Origin of the sequence: Rhodoferax sp. TH121 (genome assembly GCF_002251855.1) — a bacterium.
Classification (GTDB): domain Bacteria; phylum Pseudomonadota; class Gammaproteobacteria; order Burkholderiales; family Burkholderiaceae_C; genus Allorhodoferax.
The window spans coordinates 558123-574996 of sequence record NZ_NOXW01000020.1 but is presented as its reverse complement, the minus strand read 5'-3'; the positions used below and the strand labels follow the sequence as shown (position 1 = coordinate 574996).

At 58.3% G+C, this 16874-nt stretch carries 16 protein-coding genes and 1 riboswitch; of the genes, 12 read left to right on the top strand and 4 right to left on the bottom strand.

Annotation, left to right across the window (positions count from 1 at the left end):
* The first annotated feature begins 578 nt into the window (after positions 1 to 578).
* From CHU94_RS08775 to CHU94_RS08725, 11 genes are all read left to right on the top strand, one after another.
* On the top strand, positions 579 to 1403 hold the full coding sequence (locus CHU94_RS08775) for a lytic transglycosylase domain-containing protein (protein WP_094478801.1): 825 nt from the start codon (positions 579 to 581) through the stop codon (positions 1401 to 1403).
* Between the two features lie 18 nt (positions 1404 to 1421).
* Positions 1422 to 1550: riboswitch (ZMP/ZTP riboswitch) on the top strand.
* 41 nt (positions 1551 to 1591) lie between these two features.
* Entirely contained in the window at positions 1592 to 2836 is a 1245-nt protein-coding gene (gene glyA / locus CHU94_RS08770; protein ID WP_094478799.1) for a serine hydroxymethyltransferase, read from the top strand.
* 16 nt (positions 2837 to 2852) lie between these two features.
* Entirely contained in the window at positions 2853 to 3302 is a 450-nt protein-coding gene (gene nrdR, locus CHU94_RS08765; protein WP_094478797.1) for a transcriptional regulator NrdR, read from the top strand.
* 89 nt (positions 3303 to 3391) lie between these two features.
* Positions 3392 to 4045: a GspH/FimT family pseudopilin gene (locus tag CHU94_RS08760; protein WP_094478795.1), complete on the top strand. Its 654-nt coding sequence runs from the start codon at positions 3392 to 3394 to the stop codon at positions 4043 to 4045.
* Positions 4039 to 4629 carry a type IV pilus modification protein PilV gene (gene pilV / locus CHU94_RS08755; RefSeq protein WP_176451970.1) on the top strand — a complete coding sequence of 197 codons (591 nt, stop codon included), beginning with the start codon at positions 4039 to 4041 and terminating at the stop codon, positions 4627 to 4629. The genes CHU94_RS08760 and pilV overlap by 7 nt, the downstream gene beginning before the upstream one ends.
* Positions 4626 to 5582, top strand: coding sequence for a PilW family protein (locus CHU94_RS08750; RefSeq protein WP_176451969.1), 957 nt, complete (start codon positions 4626 to 4628; stop codon positions 5580 to 5582). The genes pilV and CHU94_RS08750 overlap by 4 nt, the downstream gene beginning before the upstream one ends.
* Positions 5575 to 6159, top strand: a complete 585-nt coding sequence (locus CHU94_RS08745) for a PilX N-terminal domain-containing pilus assembly protein (protein WP_094478789.1) — start codon at positions 5575 to 5577, stop codon at positions 6157 to 6159. Before CHU94_RS08750 ends, CHU94_RS08745 begins: the two co-directional genes overlap by 8 nt.
* A 20-nt stretch (positions 6160 to 6179) precedes the next feature.
* The gene (locus CHU94_RS08740; RefSeq protein ID WP_176451968.1) at positions 6180 to 9899 is read left to right on the top strand and encodes a pilus assembly protein; all 3720 of its coding nucleotides are present in this window, start codon (positions 6180 to 6182) and stop codon (positions 9897 to 9899) included.
* Positions 9900 to 9917: 18 nt separating this feature from the next.
* Positions 9918 to 10424, top strand: a complete 507-nt coding sequence (locus CHU94_RS08735) for a type IV pilin protein (protein ID WP_094478785.1) — start codon at positions 9918 to 9920, stop codon at positions 10422 to 10424.
* Between the two features lie 79 nt (positions 10425 to 10503).
* Complete coding sequence (gene ribD, locus CHU94_RS08730) at positions 10504 to 11622, top strand: bifunctional diaminohydroxyphosphoribosylaminopyrimidine deaminase/5-amino-6-(5-phosphoribosylamino)uracil reductase RibD (RefSeq protein ID WP_094478783.1); 1119 nt, start codon at positions 10504 to 10506, stop codon at positions 11620 to 11622.
* 55 nt (positions 11623 to 11677) lie between these two features.
* On the top strand, positions 11678 to 12307 hold the full coding sequence (locus tag CHU94_RS08725; RefSeq protein ID WP_094478781.1) for a riboflavin synthase: 630 nt from the start codon (positions 11678 to 11680) through the stop codon (positions 12305 to 12307).
* On the opposite strand, the gene CHU94_RS08720 is transcribed toward CHU94_RS08725, so the two are convergent.
* Both CHU94_RS08720 and rpiA read right to left on the bottom strand, forming a co-directional pair.
* Complete coding sequence (locus CHU94_RS08720) at positions 12308 to 12970, bottom strand: trimeric intracellular cation channel family protein (RefSeq protein ID WP_094478779.1); 663 nt, start codon at positions 12968 to 12970, stop codon at positions 12308 to 12310.
* A gap of 26 nt (positions 12971 to 12996) precedes the next feature.
* Complete coding sequence (gene rpiA / locus CHU94_RS08715; protein ID WP_094478777.1) at positions 12997 to 13695, bottom strand: ribose-5-phosphate isomerase RpiA; 699 nt, start codon at positions 13693 to 13695, stop codon at positions 12997 to 12999.
* A 45-nt stretch (positions 13696 to 13740) separates the two neighbouring features.
* On the opposite strand from rpiA, the gene CHU94_RS08710 reads away from it, so the two are divergent.
* A complete protein-coding gene (locus CHU94_RS08710) occupies positions 13741 to 14820 on the top strand; it encodes a quinone-dependent dihydroorotate dehydrogenase (RefSeq protein WP_094478775.1) in 1080 nt (359 codons plus the stop codon).
* 51 nt (positions 14821 to 14871) lie between these two features.
* Here CHU94_RS08710 and CHU94_RS08705 read toward each other — a convergent pair whose 3' ends face one another.
* Together CHU94_RS08705 and CHU94_RS08700 are read right to left on the bottom strand one after the other, a co-directional pair.
* Complete coding sequence (locus CHU94_RS08705) at positions 14872 to 15738, bottom strand: DUF4394 domain-containing protein (RefSeq protein WP_094479352.1); 867 nt, start codon at positions 15736 to 15738, stop codon at positions 14872 to 14874.
* A gap of 32 nt (positions 15739 to 15770) precedes the next feature.
* The gene (locus CHU94_RS08700; protein ID WP_094479350.1) at positions 15771 to 16874 is read right to left on the bottom strand and encodes an NAD(P)/FAD-dependent oxidoreductase; all 1104 of its coding nucleotides are present in this window, start codon (positions 16872 to 16874) and stop codon (positions 15771 to 15773) included.

The window sequence follows — 16874 nt, the reverse complement described above, 5'->3', positions numbered from 1 at the left end:
AAGTCTTAACAGACCGCTGCCGGGCTCGATGGCTGACCGAAGGTCCATGCCATCACGGGTTGTCGCAGGGGAGCTTGGTGTCCCACCGCGAACATGAAGCAATAGATTGCCTCCTTGGGGTTACCGGGGCCGCTTTATCACGGTGCCTGAAGCACGGACTGGCTACTGCCGGAACAAGACCTGAATGTTCAGGCCAACGCAGTCTAGGCACGCGAAACCGCAGATTCAAATCAAAGTTTCAATGGCCTGCCGTCTGTCGATTGGCAAGTTAAGGCCGCTTGCCTAAATGTGAAAAATTGCCTGTTTCGGCCCTAAAAAGAGTCGAAAACAAACATAAAAATATATTAAACAAATTTGATATGGTTGACTATGTATATAAAAGCCACCTAGAATCCGCCCATTCCAAGTTTTGACTAGGGATTACCCGCCCCGCTGCCGAACCCGGCATATTCAAATCGCTGCACATGTCGAGACGACGCCGCAGGATATTGATAGCGTACCAACCCAAACGAGGTGTCCGATCCGCCCCGCTGCATGGCAGCGCCAAGGTTCTGGCCCCCGCCTAAGAAGGAAGAGCTATGACAGCGACTCAACAATTCACCAAAGGCCTGCGCATCGTTGCGACAGACATTGCCCAAGGTTTCTTCGAAATTACCCACAACGGTTTTGCCCTCCTCGGCCTGGCCGTCATGTTTGCGATCATCACCCTGACGGCACGCCCTGAAATCCGCCAAGCAGGCGAAATCCAGCTCATGGGCTGGCTACAAAACCGCCATGTGGTCGCCACCGGCATTGCCACCGAACCCGATGCGGTAGAGCGCGCTACGGCCGCGAACCCGCAAGCGCTGCCCAAGCAACAGGCAGCGGTGGCATTCTGGCTGAGCAAAAAATACAGCGTAGCGCCCGAACCTTTGAGCGCACTGGTGGCAGAGGCCTACGAAATTGGCCAGCGTACTAAATTGGACCCCACTCTTATCCTGGCCATCATGGCCATCGAGTCTGGCTTTAACCCATTTGCCCAAAGCCATGTGGGTGCCCAAGGCCTGATGCAGGTCATGACCAAGGTCCACAGCGACAAGTACGAAGGCTTCGGCGGCAAACTTGCTGCATTTGACCCTGTGTCCAACTTGCGTGTGGGCGTCAAGGTGCTACAGGAATGTATTGCGCGCGCTGGCTCTGTCGAAGGCGGGCTCAAGTATTACGTGGGTGCAGCCAACCTGGAGGACGATGGCGGCTACACCGCCAAGGTCATGGCAGAACATGCACGACTGCAATCCATCGCTGCGGGCAAACCCCTGCCCTTGATGGCGCCGCCTGCCACGTCAGTACCTGTGAAGCTTCCCGCACCGGAGGCCGCACAACCCGTGGGCACAGAAAACGTCGCCCGCATGGCCAACTCCTAAGCGCGCTCGGTTAAACTCCTGCCTGCACGCGACTGGCGATAGGCGCTGGGCTCCCAAGGCCCTCTGGCGCTGACGTGGGACACCACTGGGAAGCGTGCCGCAACCCCTAGCGGGGCTTGCGTTCAGCCGTTCGCCTGGGCAGCCCTGTGTCTTTCTGACCCACAGGCCATTTGTCTTTTAGGACTGCCATGTACGACCGCAACATCCTTGTTGAACAAGCCGACCCCGAACTCTGGGCTGCCATTCAGGCAGAAAACGCCCGCCAAGAGCACCATATCGAACTGATTGCCAGCGAAAACTACGCATCGCCCGCCGTTATGGCAGCCCAAGGCAGCCAGCTCACCAACAAATACGCCGAGGGCTACCCTGGCCGCCGTTACTACGGTGGCTGCGAGCATGTGGATGTGGCCGAGCAACTGGCCATTGACCGCATCAAACAAATTTTTGGTGCTGAAGCCGCCAACGTACAACCTCATTGCGGCGCTTCCGCCAACGAAGCCGTCTTCCTGGCTTTCCTGAAGCCCGGCGACACCATCATGGGCATGAGCCTGGCGGAAGGCGGCCACTTGACCCACGGCATGCCGCTGAACATGTCCGGCAAGTGGTTCAACGTGGTGAGCTATGGCCTGGACGCCAACGAAGCCATCGACTACGAAGCGATGGAACGCAAAGCCCGCGAAACCAAACCCAAGCTGATCATTGCTGGCGCCTCCGCCTACTCCCTCGCCATTGACTTTGAACGCTTTGCCAAGATTTCCAAGGAAGTTGGCGCGATCTTCATGGTGGACATGGCCCACTACGCCGGCCTGATCGCCGCGGGTGTCTACCCCAACCCTGTACCCCACGCTGACGTGGTGACCTCCACCACCCACAAGAGCCTGCGCGGCCCGCGTGGTGGCATCATCCTCATGAAGGCCGAGCACGAAAAAGCCATCAACAGCGCCATCTTCCCTGGCTTGCAAGGTGGCCCATTGATGCACGTCATCGCTGCCAAGGCCGTGGCCTTCAAGGAAGCGCTCAGCCCTGAGTTCAAAATCTATCAGCAACAAGTGGCCCGCAACGCCAAGATCGTGGCCGAAACGCTGACCGCACGCGGCCTGCGTATCGTCAGTGGCGGCACCGACAGCCACGTGATGTTGGTGGACCTGCGCTCCAAAGGCATTACCGGCAAGGAAGCCGAGGCCGTGCTGGGCGCCGCCCACATGACCATCAACAAAAACGCGATCCCCAACGACCCTGAAAAACCCATGGTCACTAGCGGAATCCGCGTCGGCACCCCCGCCATGACCACGCGCGGCTTCAAGGACGAAGAAGCCCGCGCCACGGCCAACCTGATTGCCGACGTGCTGGACAACCCGCGCGACGAGGCCAACATTGCCGCGGTGCGCGCCAAGGTGCATGCCCTGACCTCTCGTTTCCCGGTCTACAAGTAAGTCAGGCTAGACCACGATGAAGTGCCCGTTCTGCAGTCATTCGGAAACCCAGGTGGTGGAGACCCGAATATCTGAAGACGGGGACTTCATCCGCCGCCGCCGACAGTGCGGATCGTGCGACAAACGCTTCACCACCTATGAGCGCCCGGACGTCAACTTTCCGGCCATCGTCAAAAAAGACGGGCGCCGCATTGAGTTTGAACGTACCAAACTACTCGCCTCCATGAACCTGGCCCTGCGCAAGCGGCCCGTGAGCACCGAACAGATCGATAGCGCGATCGAGCGCATCGAAGAAAAACTCCTCAATTTGGGCCTGCGCGAAGTCCAATCCACCCGCATCGGCGAACTCGTCATGCGCGAACTCAAGAAGCTGGACAAAGTGGCGTACGTGCGCTTTGCCAGTGTGTACCGTAGTTTTGAGGACATAGACGAGTTCAAGACTTTGGTGGACGAAGTGAGTCGTTAACCCGGCTTGGCTGTGCCGTTCATCATATTGGTTTGTCCGAATGTCGATTTTTGATAAGAGGATCGAGACACCGCGACTACCATCGTCGCATGCGGAAAGTCAGAATTCACTCTATCGACATTTGTCCTACGTCTCTGGAGCTTAGTTGCTCTCGCAATTTGGACCAGCGCGGCTTCAGCCTCATAGAGCTCATGGTCGTCGTCGCCATCATCGGTATTTTGATTACCCTCGCAGCGCCCTCTTTTTCGGCGCTGATTTCTCGCTCTTCAGTGACCAAAGCTGTCAATAACTTTATTTCTGACACCCGATACGCCCGTGGCGAAGCCATGCGCAGAGGCAAAAGCGTGACGATTTGCAGGAGCAACAACCCGGTCGCAGCGATACCTGTTTGTGGAGCGGGTGATGGCCTCGCAGTATTAGGCTGGGCGTCTGGCTGGGTCGTCTTCGTTGATGAAAACGGCAACGGTGCGTTTAACAATGCCGGCGGAGACAGCGTTTTGCGCGTGCAGGAGCCCTTAACGGGCCTGGCAGATTTTTTTGCCGTAGGTGCTGCACCACTGACGTCTGCCGTCAGCACTCGTAACAATGTGGTTTACGACGGCACAGGCAGAGCAATTGGTCAACAAGGCAGATGGTTGGTTCATCCGTCCGGGACAGCTGCAACGGACCCGAGCTTTGCCAGAACGCTTTGCATGAACTCCGTTGGAAGGGTCAGGCTCCTCACAGGAGAAGCGGCATGCTGAAGCGCTCATCCAAGATACTTCGATCGCATCAGAATGGCGCGACTTTAATTGAGATTTTGATCTCCATCCTACTCCTATCTTTGGGAATGATGGCCGTGGCAGGCATGCAAGCCTACTCTATTGCAGCCCAAAAAAATGCCGTCTACAGATCCGTTGCCAGTACGATGGCAAATGAACTTGCAGAGCTGATACGGGTCAACCCTGCTGGTTTGAACGCAGGCAACTACAACGTTGCCTTCATGTCGCAAGCGAATCCAGGCGCACCAAATTTGACAGCATGCCCTGGAGTTGCCGACGAAGACGTAGCACCTGCGGAGTATCCGTTTTGTAACACTGCTGCCAATTTGGCGGCCTACGACATCACTAGCTTTCAGCGTCGGGTACGCTCAGGTTTGCCTTTGGGCGGCGTTCAGGTGGTTGCAAACGTGGCTGTAGCGCCCGCCCGCTCAACCGCTGACATTTGGATTACATGGCAAGAACCAGGCATACTCGTTGCGGCAGAAGGCAATGCAGACAACTGCTCTGCGGCGGCAAGAGCCCTTGCCACACTGCCACGCTGCTTTTACATGCGGGTGCAGTTATGAACCGCCGGCCACAGCCTGCTTTTGCAAACGGCACTCCAGTCCGTCTGCATCAAAATGGTTTTACCCTCGTTGAGTTACTGATATCGATCACGCTTGGAATTGTGGTCATCGGGGCTATGCTGGTCATGTACGTGACGGGTGCCGCAGCGACCCGTTACGCAGCAGCCCAAGGGCAAATGAACGAGGATGCGCAAATGGCGCTGTCTGTCATAACCCAAGAGTTACGCAAAGCCGGATACAACCCACGTCGCCCGACTGGCCCGACCTCAACTGCCGTAAACGATTTAGGCCAAGGGGGCTGGGGCTTGTTTGCATGCCCTAACGGATTTACAGACAACACCGCGCTACTGGTCAGTGGATTGACTTGCAACGCAGGCGGAAGTGGCGGTGCACTTGCCGTTGTTTCCGAATCCGATTTGGTAAGCGGCAGGAACACTGCCGGAAACTTGCCCATGGACTGCATAGGCAACGGCATAGTTGCACAGGGCGTCTCCATCGCGGGCGGAAATTACTACACTGCGCAATCTCGCCTCTACATCGCCAACAATGCGCTGACTTGCCTGGGTAGTGGTGGAGCCTTGCCGCGCCTAACGCTCAATCAGGTACCTCAAGTATTGGCAGAGAATATTGAAAGTATGACCTTCCTGTTTGGTATCGGAAGCGCGGCAGACAACAAAGTAGTACAGGGCTATTACTCAGCTACCGACATCAATGGCGCACCAGCAGACGCTACTTTTGCAGCGCTTACGGCACTAGAACGTTGGAAAAAGGTTGTCGCTGCCCGTGTATGTGTGGTGGTGGTCAGTGAAGCCCCCATCCTCCGAGATACTGAATCCGCTCCTTCTTATCGGGATTGCAATGACAATGTAGTTGCAATTGCGGACGGGAGGTTGCGCCGCGCGTATCGCACTACGGTGCTTCTGCGCAACCATGGAGTAGGTTTCAATGACTAAACATATGTCCTTGCGGCATAGTAATACCCAGCAAAGCGGCGTCGTTCTGGTCGTTGCCCTGTTGCTGCTAATGGTATTGACTATCCTTGCCAGTGTTTCGATCCGGGGTGCCTCATCTTCCGAGCAAATTGCCAACCAAGATCGATTGAAAACCTTGGGACAACAATCCGCAGAAGCAGCGCTGCGGTACTGTGAGGCGCTGGTACAGGCCTACGCCATGGACAACACAAAAAATGCCCCAAATTTGGGAGGGTTGATTCCTAGCGCGGCCCCGGGGGCTGGAATCTTCAATTGGGAAATCAACGCGGGACAAAACTTTTGGGATAGTGCGCCAGGCGCCAACTCGCCGCAGATCGCGCCATTTGCTGCCGCGGGTGACGGTGTGGGCGGCAACGGCCTGTACTTTCAACGTCCCCCAGAATGTATGTCGCAGTACACATCCGCAGGGAACACCAAAGTATTTGTTACGACAGCTAGAGGATTCGGTCCCGAAGTCCCTGCAGCCCCCAATCCCAAAAACGGGACTCTGCCTGTTGGCACCGAAGTGTGGTTGCAATCTGTCATCACCATGAACTAACGCCCTCAGGAGAAATGCTCATGAAATACTCCACTCTCCGCAGCATCACGGTTGCCTTGGTCTTATCGCTTAGCAGTTCATTCGCGTTTTCTGTTGTCGCACAGTCCCCGCTGCTAAACAGTACAGCGGCTGTGCGCCCCAATATTGCCTTGGTATTTGACACATCGGGGTCCATGGCCTGGGAATGCGTGTATGCCAAACACGTGACGGATCTTTTTATCTCCGAAGGTGCCACTTGGTCTGGCCTGACAGATTCGTGTCTGGACAGTGATGACCTCCGACATGCATCGCCCGTCAATAATTTGTTGTTCTACAACCCCAAAATTCGATACGCGCGCGGCTATACCGCTACCGGAGCCTTGCAAGGCAATGCAACCGTAAACAACACTTCAGTTGTCACCCTGTACATGCCCAAAAGTGGCCAAGATCCAACAACTTACACCACATCAGCACAACTCACCGACGCGAACAAATACGATAAGTATGAAGTTCGCACTGGCGGCTTCAGGTTGAACAACGGAACGACAACAGCAACGAATATTTTCGGCGCCCACGGGGGTAGTCGCACTGATTGCGCGGCCGCGACTTGCAATTTGGCTGAAGAACGGCAAAACATTGCCAATTGGCGGGCCTACAACTTTGACCGCATGGCTGCGGCAAAAACTGGAATTGGCGGGGCCTTTGCCAGCCAAATAGACAACTTTCGACTAGCCTACGGCACGATCTACGGCTCCCCCAACACCATGCAAGATTACGGTCTTGCCAAAACTGCGTTTTACACTTGGCTAGATGCTCGAGCATCGGGCGAAGGAAGTGGAACGCCACTGCGCGCAGGCCTCAATCGTGCAGGCATCTACTACAGCAGTACTGCAAACTCCGGTCCTTGGGGAGCAAACCCTAGTGCACCGCCTGCGGGGGAAACCGCGACCAGCCATCTCTCTTGCCGACGCTCTTTCACATTGATGATTACAGACGGCTTTTACAACGATGGCCTGAGTGGCGTTCAGGCAAGGCCGAACGTGGGAAATGTTGATGGCCAGAATGGCCCCTTGCTTACCCATGCTACTGCAACACCCACACAAACCTACAAATACACCCCTGGAAGTGCAGCTGATGCAAGAAGTATTGGCAAATCCGACAATACCAACGGCACCGGAGGAACAAGCAATACCTTGGCAGATGTGGCGCTGAAATACTGGGTCTCTGACTTGCGGCCGGACCTGCCCGACGACTATGGAGCAGGTGGTCCCAGTGCGCCCCCTTTTTGGCAAAACATGACATCCTATATGGTGAGCTTTGGGGCCTCTGGCAGGATGACCGAAGCAGCCGTGGCTCAAGCGAAACAAGGCGCTTTGAATTGGACAGCGCCTGTTGCCAATGAGCCCACCACCATCGATGACATGCGACACGCGGCGCACAACGGCGGTGGTGAGTTTCTGAAGGTCAATAATGCTGCGCAATTCGCCACCGACTTGGGCAACGTAATCGGCAGTATTGCCGGACAGGAATTCTCGCAAGCGGGTGTGGCGGCTTCGGCGGTAACGCTCACAACCGGGACTCAGAAATTTGTGCCCTATTTCACCAGCGGCTCTTGGTGGGGTAACTTGGAGATGGTGAACGTTGCAACCCAGGCCAGGGTATGGCAAGTCATTGCGACTGATGGCAATGGTCAGCCCACCGGAGTAACGACTTTTCCTGCGTCTTACGCCGACAGAAACATACTGGTGTGGGTAAATGCTGCAACCCAAGCTGTTGCATTCAACCCAACTAATGTGAACAACGCGACACATAACCTCAAAGGTAGCAACGCCAACATGCAAATGGCCAGCGCGGTGTCCAATGACGTCATTAATTTCCTGCGTGGCGATCGTTCCAATGAAGGTACCTCCTTGCGCAAACGCCAGGCGATCTTGGGTGACATCGTCAACTCGACACCTGCGTTTATCAAGAACAACACCTATCCCGAGTACAACCTATTACCAAGCGGTACACCGGGGCAAGGCTCATTCGCCACCTACATGGCTAGCAAAGCTGCACGCACGGAGGGTGCATTGTTTGTGGGTGCGAACGACGGCATGCTCCACGCATTTGCTGAGGGCTATGCCGCAAATGCACCTGGACGTGAACTGGTGGCATTCATGCCGCGTTCCGTACTGGGCAAGCTTGAAGCCCTGAGCACATCGGGTTACGCCTATGCACACACCTTTACTGTTGATGGCCCCATCACAGAAGTTGATGCCTATGTAACGACGCCCAACCTGACATCTTCTGGTTCTTCCTTGGGTTGGAAAAACCTGATTGTGGGGACTACCGGTGCGGGTGCCAAAGCGGTTTATGCTTTAAACGTCAGTGATTTGACAAGCATGAATAACAAATCAGTTTTGTGGGAAATTAATCCTGACCCCGCTTTCCCCGTCATGCCTGGAAACACAAGTACCTCTTTCTCTGAATTGGGGCACGTGCTGTCGCCCGTACAGAACGGAACCACCGTTGGAGGAGACTGGGTTTCAGTGTTCGGCAACGGCTATGACAGTGCATCCGGAAAAGCTAGCCTGTTCATCGTAGAGACAGCTACTGGCCGACTATTGAGACGCATAGATACAGATGCGACTACGGGTAATGGGCTCGGTGGCGTTCGTTTGGTATTGAATGCCAACAAGCAAATTATTGGAGCTTATGCGGGCGACCTGAAAGGACGGTTGTGGAAATTTGACCTGAGCAGCAGCAGTCCCGCAAGCTGGGGATTGGGCAATGGCGGCGTAGCTCTGTTTACGGCCGAAAGTGGAGGCGTTCGCATGCCGATCACCGCCCAACCTGCTGTAATGGAACGTACGGACCAACCAAGTTACTCACCCAGTTATATGGTGACGGTTGCAACAGGCAAGCTTTTTGAGGCTGGGGACACCGCCGTACCCAGTGTGAACCAAGCAGCTTTTGGCCTGTGGGATCGCAAGCCCTTCGGCTCCAGTGGAGCTGATACGATTAGTGACTCTTCGCTTGAACCGGTGACACAGACCTTGCAAAACCCGACCGCAAGCTCGTCTTATGTCATCCCTAGTTATGTCAACGGAGTGACTTCCATCGACTGGAACACGCGGCGCGGTTGGAAAATCGAATTCAATTTGCCCCAACGCCCAGGGCAGCGGGTCATCGATCCCGTTGAGCAGATCCTCAAAGTCGTGAAAATTGATACGGTTACGCCTGATGCAAGTGCGACCAGCTGCAAGGCGTCCAAGAGCAATGGTTTGAATTTGGTCATTGATCCGCTCACGGGGATATGCCGGGTTGGTGGAACCTTGGACACCAACAATGACGGACAAATCAACTCTTCTGATGCGCAAGATATTTGTGGCTACACGACCTTGGCGGACGGTCGCGACGTGATTTTGACGCTGCTTGACAGCTCCAATTTGGACACAGGACTGCGTAATGCTCAAAGCTCCTCAGGTGGAACTACGTTCCGGGCTGGCGATCCTCCCACCGAAACCTGCCAGAATAGTCCAACATATGCAGCGGCACATCCTTCAGAGTGCTCTCCAACCTGTCAGAACAATCCAACTTACGCAGCTGCCCACCCGGAGACTTGTGGCACTTGTTTGACCAGTGCGGCATACGCAGCGGCTCACCAGTCTGAATGTTGCGCGCTCCCTGCCTACCGCACGGCGAACCCTTCCGTGGTATGTGAAGGAACCACACTCAATCGGTCTTGGCGACAGCTTTTCCTGCGGACCAACAACTAAAGCCAAGATTCAACAGATATGACACGAGAAATTTTCATGGCGCGCCCAAGCAAGCGACATTCCGTAGTTGGCTTCACCTTGATTGAGCTAATGATCGTGGTAGCCATCATTGGCATCTTGGTTGCGGTCGCACTCCCCTCCTACCAGACATATGTCCAGCGTGGTCACCGCGCAGCCGCACGTGCGCAGCTCATGCAAGCTGCACAGTACATGCAGCGCTTCTATGCGGCCAATGACAATTACAGCGTTGACCGAGCCAATGCAAATACCGTGTGGGCTGTGATGCCAGCGGGATTTCGCCGAGCACCGGCGGACGGAGTTCAAATTTATGACATTGGCGATACGGGAGCCAATGCCAGCGCGGCGAACGCCACAACATTTACATTGATCATGCGCCCCATGGCAGGGCGAGCGATGGAAAACGATGTTTGTGGCGGTCTGTCCATTACCCAGGCAGGTGTTCGCGGCGTAACCGGATATGGCGGCGCGGCAACCGCAGCCCAAGTAGCGGAATGCTGGCGCTGAACTTCAATGAAATTGATCATTGCCCTCCGTGCGCCCCATAGCCTCTGAGGCACCAAGTTCAGTCAACGCAAGTTCTCATTTGATTTCCGCCGCATTGCGCAGCGCTGCAGCTGCCCTCCACGTTTCAAACCCAAATCCCCGTGTAGGCTGCCTTCTCACCAATGCAGATGGCGTACTTTTGGGCCAAGGCCACACCCAACGTGCTGGTGGCCCACATGCCGAAGTCATGGCGCTGCGTGATGCCGCGGCACAAGGCCATCCAGTACAAGGGGCGACGGCCTACGTCACCCTGGAGCCCTGCTCCCACCATGGCCGCACCGGCCCTTGCTGCGATGCGCTAGTTGCTGCAGGTATCAAGAAGGTGGTGGCTACCAACCTGGACCCCAACCCGCTAGTAGCGGGCCAGGGCTTTGCCAGGTTGCGGGCTGCGGGGGTTGCGGTGGAGGTTTTGGACCCCGCGGATCCGCTGGCCATTGCCTCGCGTGAACTCAACATCGGCTTCTTCAGCCGCATGGTGCGCAAGACACCTTGGGTGCGCCTCAAGGTTGCGGCCTCTCTGGATGGCACGACTGCACTGGACAATGGCGCCAGCCAATGGATCACGTCTGCCGAAGCGCGCGCGGATGGTCATGCCTGGCGCGCGCGGTCTTGTGCCATCTTGACCGGCATTGGTACCGTCTTGGCAGACAAGCCCCGGCTAGATGTGCGCCTGGTAGATACACCGCGCCAGCCACATTTGGTGGTGGTTGACAGCGACCTGCAAACACCGCCAGACGCTCCTTTTTTTATAGCTGGTCGCGCAGTATTTATCTATGCTGCAGCCCGAAATGATGCCAAACAAGCGGCGCTGGAGGCATGCGGCGCCCAGGTGATTTACTTGCCCGGCCACGACGCCGAGGGCCAAGCTACCGGCAAGGTGGACTTGGCCGCGATGCTCAAGGACTTGGGCCAGCGTGAGATCAACGAGCTGCACGTGGAAGCGGGCTTCAAACTCAACGGCTCGCTGTTGCGCGAAGGCCTGGTGGATGAATTCGTGGTGTACCTCGCACCGAAGCTGCTGGGCCAGGGTTCGGGCATGTTCAACATAGGCCCACTCACCGAACTGGCGCAGGGCGTCGCGCTTGATTTCAAATCTACCCAGATGATTGGGCCGGATCTGCGCATCGTCGCGCGCGTGCAGGGGCGAGACGCCTTTTAGGGTTTTGCCACGGTGGCGACCAGCGCCCTGCCCTTTCCCTGCGAAAATCCTGCCTATGTTCACAGGCATCATTACCGGCGTAGGCCGCATTTCCGACGTCCAGGCTCTGGGCGACTCCGCAACCCATGGCAAGCGCCTCACCATCCAGACGCCCGCCGGCTACCTGGACGATGTGGGCTTGGGCGACAGCATTGCGCTCAATGGCGCCTGCATGACGGTGACCACCTTCGATGTGGCCCAAAACCAATTCACCATCGACATCTCAGCCGAATCGCTAGACAAGACCGCCGGTCTGGACACTCTAGGGGCCATCAATCTCGAAAAAGCCCTGCGCGCGCACGACCGGCTGGGCGGCCACTTGGTGTCCGGCCACGTGGATGGCATCGGCACCGTCAGCCACTTTGCCCAGGTGGGCGAAAGCTGGGCGCTGCGGGTGCTGGCGCCGGTGGCGTTGGGCAAGTACCTGGCTTACAAAGGCTCCATCACCATCAACGGCGTAAGCCTGACGGTGAACCGCATTGCCGATGTGACTGGTGGTTGCGAGGTCAGCATCAACCTGATTCCGCACACCGTGCAGAACACGGCGCTGCACACGCTGGCCGTGGGCAAAAAGGTGAATCTGGAGATTGATCTGATTGCGCGTTATGTGGAGCGCATGATGACGGCGCCTGCCGCCCAGGGCTGATCAGCGACCGACGCCGGAGCGCCACTCCGGCAAGCTCCAGCCACGCAACAGCGCCAACAGGCGAAACACCGTTGCAGTGCCTGCCGCGGCCAGCGTAGCGAGCCACAGCGGCCAAGTCAGTGCGTAGGCTGCCACCATCACCCAGCCCCCGGCAAACGAACACACTGCATACGGCTGATGGTCGCGGAAGGCACGCGGAATCTCATTGCAGACCACGTCGCGCATGACACCGCCAAGCACGGCTGTCACCATACCCATGAGCACGGCGACGATGGCGGGCATGCCCATCTCCAACGCGATGTGGGTGCCACCCGCGGTGAACAAGCCCAGCCCCAAGGCATCGGGCCATTGCATGGCGCGTTCGGTCGGCTCGAAGTGGCGGGCGCGCAAAAACAGCATGGCCGCTACACACAGGGCCAGCAGCGCCCACAACCAGTTGGCATGCTCTACCCAGAAGAAGGGACGCCGGTCCAGCAACACATCGCGCAGTGTGCCGCCGCCAAAGGCCGTGAGCCCGGCCACCATGCACACACCGACCGCATCGAGCCGCTTGCGCGCCGCTTCGATCAGGCCGGACAATGCAAAAGCCACCGTAGCCGCCGCCTCAATGGCGATATGGGTGTTGGAGAGGGTCAGCACCTCGGCCAGATGATTGACGGCCATGCCCTGCCCTCCTTGCTGACAGGTATTTAGAAGGTCAGCGTCTTGACACCGCCGGCAGTGCCCAGCAGGCAGACCTGGGCGCGCTGGTAGGCGAACACGCCCACGGTCACCACACCGGGCCACTGGCTCACTTCGGCCTCAAAGGCCAGCGGGTCGGTAATCTGCAGGCCCGTCACGTCCACAATCCACTGGCCGTTGTCGGTCACCAACGGCTTGCCATCCTTTTGGCGCACCTTGCCCACGCCGCCCTTGGCCGCAAACTGGGCGATGACGCGCTGCGTGGCCATGGGGATGACTTCCACGGGCAGCGGGAACTTGCCCAGCGTCTGCACCAACTTGGATTCGTCGGCAATGCAGACAAACTTGGCACTCTGTGCCGCCACAATTTTTTCGCGCGTCAGCGCCGCGCCACCACCCTTCACCATATTGCCCGCGCCATCGATCTCGTCCGCGCCATCGATATAGACCGACAACTTGTCCACGGCATTGCTGTCAAACACCTTGATGCCCAGTGCCTGCAGGCGTTCGGTGCTGGCCACGGAGCTGGAAACGGCGCCCTTGATCTGGTCTTTCATGCTGGCCAGCGCGTCGATGAACTTGTTGACGGTGGAGCCGGTGCCCACGCCCACAATCTCGCCGGGCACCACATACTGCAGCGCGGCCTGGCCCACCAGGGTTTTGAGTTCATCTTGGGTCAACACGGTGGGGGATGTAGGTGTGCTCATGGGGGACAATCCGGGGAGTTGAAATCTGAAAGCAGGAATTATCCGATGTCTCTGGTGCCCTACGCCCTCGCCCGCAGCGTTTTGTTCAATCTGGACCCCGAGGTCGCCCACGACATCACCATGGCGGGCCTGGCAGCTACCCAAGGGAACCCGCTCAAGCTGGCGTACTGCAATGGCTGCGTGAATGACCCCATTACCTTGGCGGGCCTGAAGTTTCCCAACCGCGTGGGCATGGCCGCCGGGCTGGACAAAAACGCCCGCTGCATCGATGGCCTGGGCGCCATGGGCTTTGGTTTTGTGGAAGTGGGCACCGTCACCCCGCTGGCCCAACCGGGCAACCCCAAGCCCCGCATGTTCCGCCTGCCCGCAGCCAACGCGCTCATCAACCGCCTGGGCTTTAACAACGGCGGGCTGGACGCTTTCATTGCGAACGTGCAGCAGTCTGCCTTGCGCCAGAGCAAAAACCCGTCGCTGCTGCTGGGCCTGAACATCGGCAAGAACGCCGCCACGCCCATCGAGAAAGCCACGGACGACTACCTGATCTGCCTAGACGGCGTGTACCCGCATGCGGACTACATCACCGTCAACATCTCCAGCCCCAACACCAAGAACCTGCGCAGCCTGCAGAGCGACGAGGCGCTGGACGCGCTGCTGGGCGCGATTGCCGAACGCCGCGAACAGCTGGCCCAGAAGCACGGCCAACGCAAACCTATCTTCCTGAAAATCGCCCCAGATCTGGAAGCCGACCAGGTGGCCGTGATTGCTGCCACGCTCAAGCGCTATGGCACCGACAGCAACGGCCAAGTCAACAACGCTTGGGGCGTAATAGGCACCAACACCACCCTGTCACGCGAGGCCGTCCAAGGCATGCCGCATGCCGAGGAAACGGGCGGCCTGTCGGGCGCCCCGGTGCTGGAAAAAAGCAATGCGGTAATTCGCCAGCTGCGTGCCGCGCTAGGCAAGGATTTCCCCATCATCGGCGTGGGCGGCATCATGAGCGCGGCCGACGCGGTGAGCAAGATCCACGCGGGGGCGGACGTAGTACAGATCTACACCGGCCTGATTTACCAGGGCCCAGCACTTGTGAAGGATGCAGCCCTGGCGATCAAGAACATGAAGATATAAGGCTCTATCCCTCGCAAACACTGCGCGAGCAGCTCCTTATTTCGTAGCAAATCAGGGTTCCACCGCGAGCCCGATCACGCGGCTCCCGTCGCCCACCGTGCCCAGCAGCGTGGCTTTGCCACTTGCAAGGTCCAGGCTGTAGAGGCGCGAGGCAGACTGCGATTGGGTCGTCACGGTCGCAAACGCTGCGCCGGTGACATCAGCGATGTCCATATTGGCGTCCACCATGTCCGCAATGCCCAAAGGCCCCACACTGAACAGCAAGCCGGTGTTGAAAGACACCACGGGCTGCACGCCTTCGCGCGAGCCCTGGGTCACCAGGTAGCCGCCATTGCGATCAATGGCGAAATTGGTGGTGAGCTTCTCGTCGGTCTTGTTGTAGGTGTAGCCCGCGGCCACCAACTCGGGTTTGGTACCCGCACGTGCGTCACCCGTGGCGTAGGCTGGTGCCGGGTCGGTAGCCGCCATGGCGCCAGTATCGGGGTGCAGACGAATATTCTGGCCGGTGTTGCTGACCACCCGCACACGGTCCGCCACGGGGTTGAAGTCCACGCCAAAGGCTTGCCCCTGCAGCGCAGCACCTGCACCGGTGCCGACCGGTTTGAGCACGCCCGTGGGCACATCCAACGTATACAGCCGCCCTGCACTGCTCAGCACATACAGCACGCCCTTGGCAATGCGGTAGTCCATGCCCACCACGCTCTCACCCGCAGGCAAGCCGGTCACCGCAGTGCGCTGCAGCACCTTGCCTGGCTGGCCCGCATTCACGGTGAGCAGTTCCATTTTTTGGGTCAGCAGCTGCAAGGTTTCCTTGCGCAGCGGCCCTTGGACTTCGGGCCCCGCCGCGCACCCGGCCAAGCCCGCCACGGCAAGCACACCCAGCGTCCACATCCAAGCTGTTCTTTTCAACAAAGCCATCATCATTCCTTCCAACAAAAAGTTCCATGCCGTCATTGCGACGCCAACAAGGTTTGCACATATTCCGCGATGGCCAGGGCACTGGTCAAGCCCGGCGATTCAATGCCGAACAAATTCACCAGCCCGGGCACGCCGTGTACCGCGGGGCCTTGGATCACGAAGTCCGCAGCCGCTTGGCCTGGGCCAACGATCTTGGGGCGCATGCCCGCGTAGGCGGGCAGCAAAGCATGGTCTGGCAGTGCCGGCCAGTACTTGCGCACCTCCGCATAAAAGGCGTTGCCACGCGCCGGGTCCACTGCCAGGTCCTGTGGGTCATCGACCCACTGCACGTCGGGGCCAAAGCGCGCTTGGCCACCCAGGTCAATGGTCAGGTGTACTCCCAGCCCCGAGGTTTCGGGCACCGGATAAATCAGGCGCGAGAACGGGCTGCGCCCGGCCAAGGTGAAGTAATTGCCCTTGGCAAAGTGCGCCTGCGGCACGTGCTGCGGGGTCAGCCCGGCAAAGCGCGCCGCCAGCGCCGGGGCTTGCAGACCCGCTGCGTTGACCACCGTGCGAGCACGCAGCCGGGTGCCGTCTTCCGCTATCAAATCGATAGCTTTTTGCGCAATATTGGCGCTGGCCAGAGGCGAATTTAGTGCCAAAACACCGCCTGCACGCTCCAGGTCGCCCAGCAGCGCCAGCATGAGCGCATGGCTGTCGACAATACCGGTAGAGGGGGAATGCAGGGCCGCTAGGCACTGCAGCTGGGGTTCAGCGGCACGGGCCTGGGCCGCGTCCAGCAGCACCAGGTCCTGCACCCCATTGGCCGCCGCTTTGGCCTGAATGCCCCGCAGCTGCGCCACCTGGGCGGCATCGGTGGCCACAATGAATTTGCCACAGCGCTGGTGCGGCAGGCCACGCTCCGCACAGTAGTCGTACAGCAGTTGTTTGCCACGCACGCACAGTTGCGCCTTCAGAGAACCCGCGGGGTAGTAAATACCGGCGTGGATGACCTCGCTGTTGCGTGCACTGGTCTGGGTGCCAAAGGCATCACATGCCTCCAGCACCAACACCTCGCGCCCCGCCTGCGCCAGCGCACGGGCCACAGCCAGCCCCACCACGCCTGCCCCCACAACCACACAGTCGACCTGCTCCAC

Bases quoted from the DNA above. Each gene is read 5' to 3' on its own strand.
- CHU94_RS08775 (WP_094478801.1), top strand. From the start codon at position 579: ATGACAGCGACTCAACAATTCACCAAAGGCCTGCGCATCGTTGCGACA.
- glyA (WP_094478799.1), top strand. From the start codon at position 1,592: ATGTACGACCGCAACATCCTTGTTGAACAAGCCGACCCCGAACTCTGG.
- nrdR (WP_094478797.1), top strand. From the start codon at position 2,853: ATGAAGTGCCCGTTCTGCAGTCATTCGGAAACCCAGGTGGTGGAGACC.
- CHU94_RS08760 (WP_094478795.1), top strand. From the start codon at position 3,392: ATGCGGAAAGTCAGAATTCACTCTATCGACATTTGTCCTACGTCTCTG.
- pilV (WP_176451970.1), top strand. From the start codon at position 4,039: ATGCTGAAGCGCTCATCCAAGATACTTCGATCGCATCAGAATGGCGCG.
- CHU94_RS08750 (WP_176451969.1), top strand. From the start codon at position 4,626: ATGAACCGCCGGCCACAGCCTGCTTTTGCAAACGGCACTCCAGTCCGT.
- CHU94_RS08745 (WP_094478789.1), top strand. From the start codon at position 5,575: ATGACTAAACATATGTCCTTGCGGCATAGTAATACCCAGCAAAGCGGC.
- CHU94_RS08740 (WP_176451968.1), top strand. From the start codon at position 6,180: ATGAAATACTCCACTCTCCGCAGCATCACGGTTGCCTTGGTCTTATCG.
- CHU94_RS08735 (WP_094478785.1), top strand. From the start codon at position 9,918: ATGACACGAGAAATTTTCATGGCGCGCCCAAGCAAGCGACATTCCGTA.
- CHU94_RS08725 (WP_094478781.1), top strand. From the start codon at position 11,678: ATGTTCACAGGCATCATTACCGGCGTAGGCCGCATTTCCGACGTCCAG.
- CHU94_RS08720 (WP_094478779.1), bottom strand. From the start codon at position 12,970: ATGGCCGTCAATCATCTGGCCGAGGTGCTGACCCTCTCCAACACCCAT.
- rpiA (WP_094478777.1), bottom strand. From the start codon at position 13,695: ATGAGCACACCTACATCCCCCACCGTGTTGACCCAAGATGAACTCAAA.
- CHU94_RS08710 (WP_094478775.1), top strand. From the start codon at position 13,741: ATGTCTCTGGTGCCCTACGCCCTCGCCCGCAGCGTTTTGTTCAATCTG.
- CHU94_RS08705 (WP_094479352.1), bottom strand. From the start codon at position 15,738: ATGGCTTTGTTGAAAAGAACAGCTTGGATGTGGACGCTGGGTGTGCTT.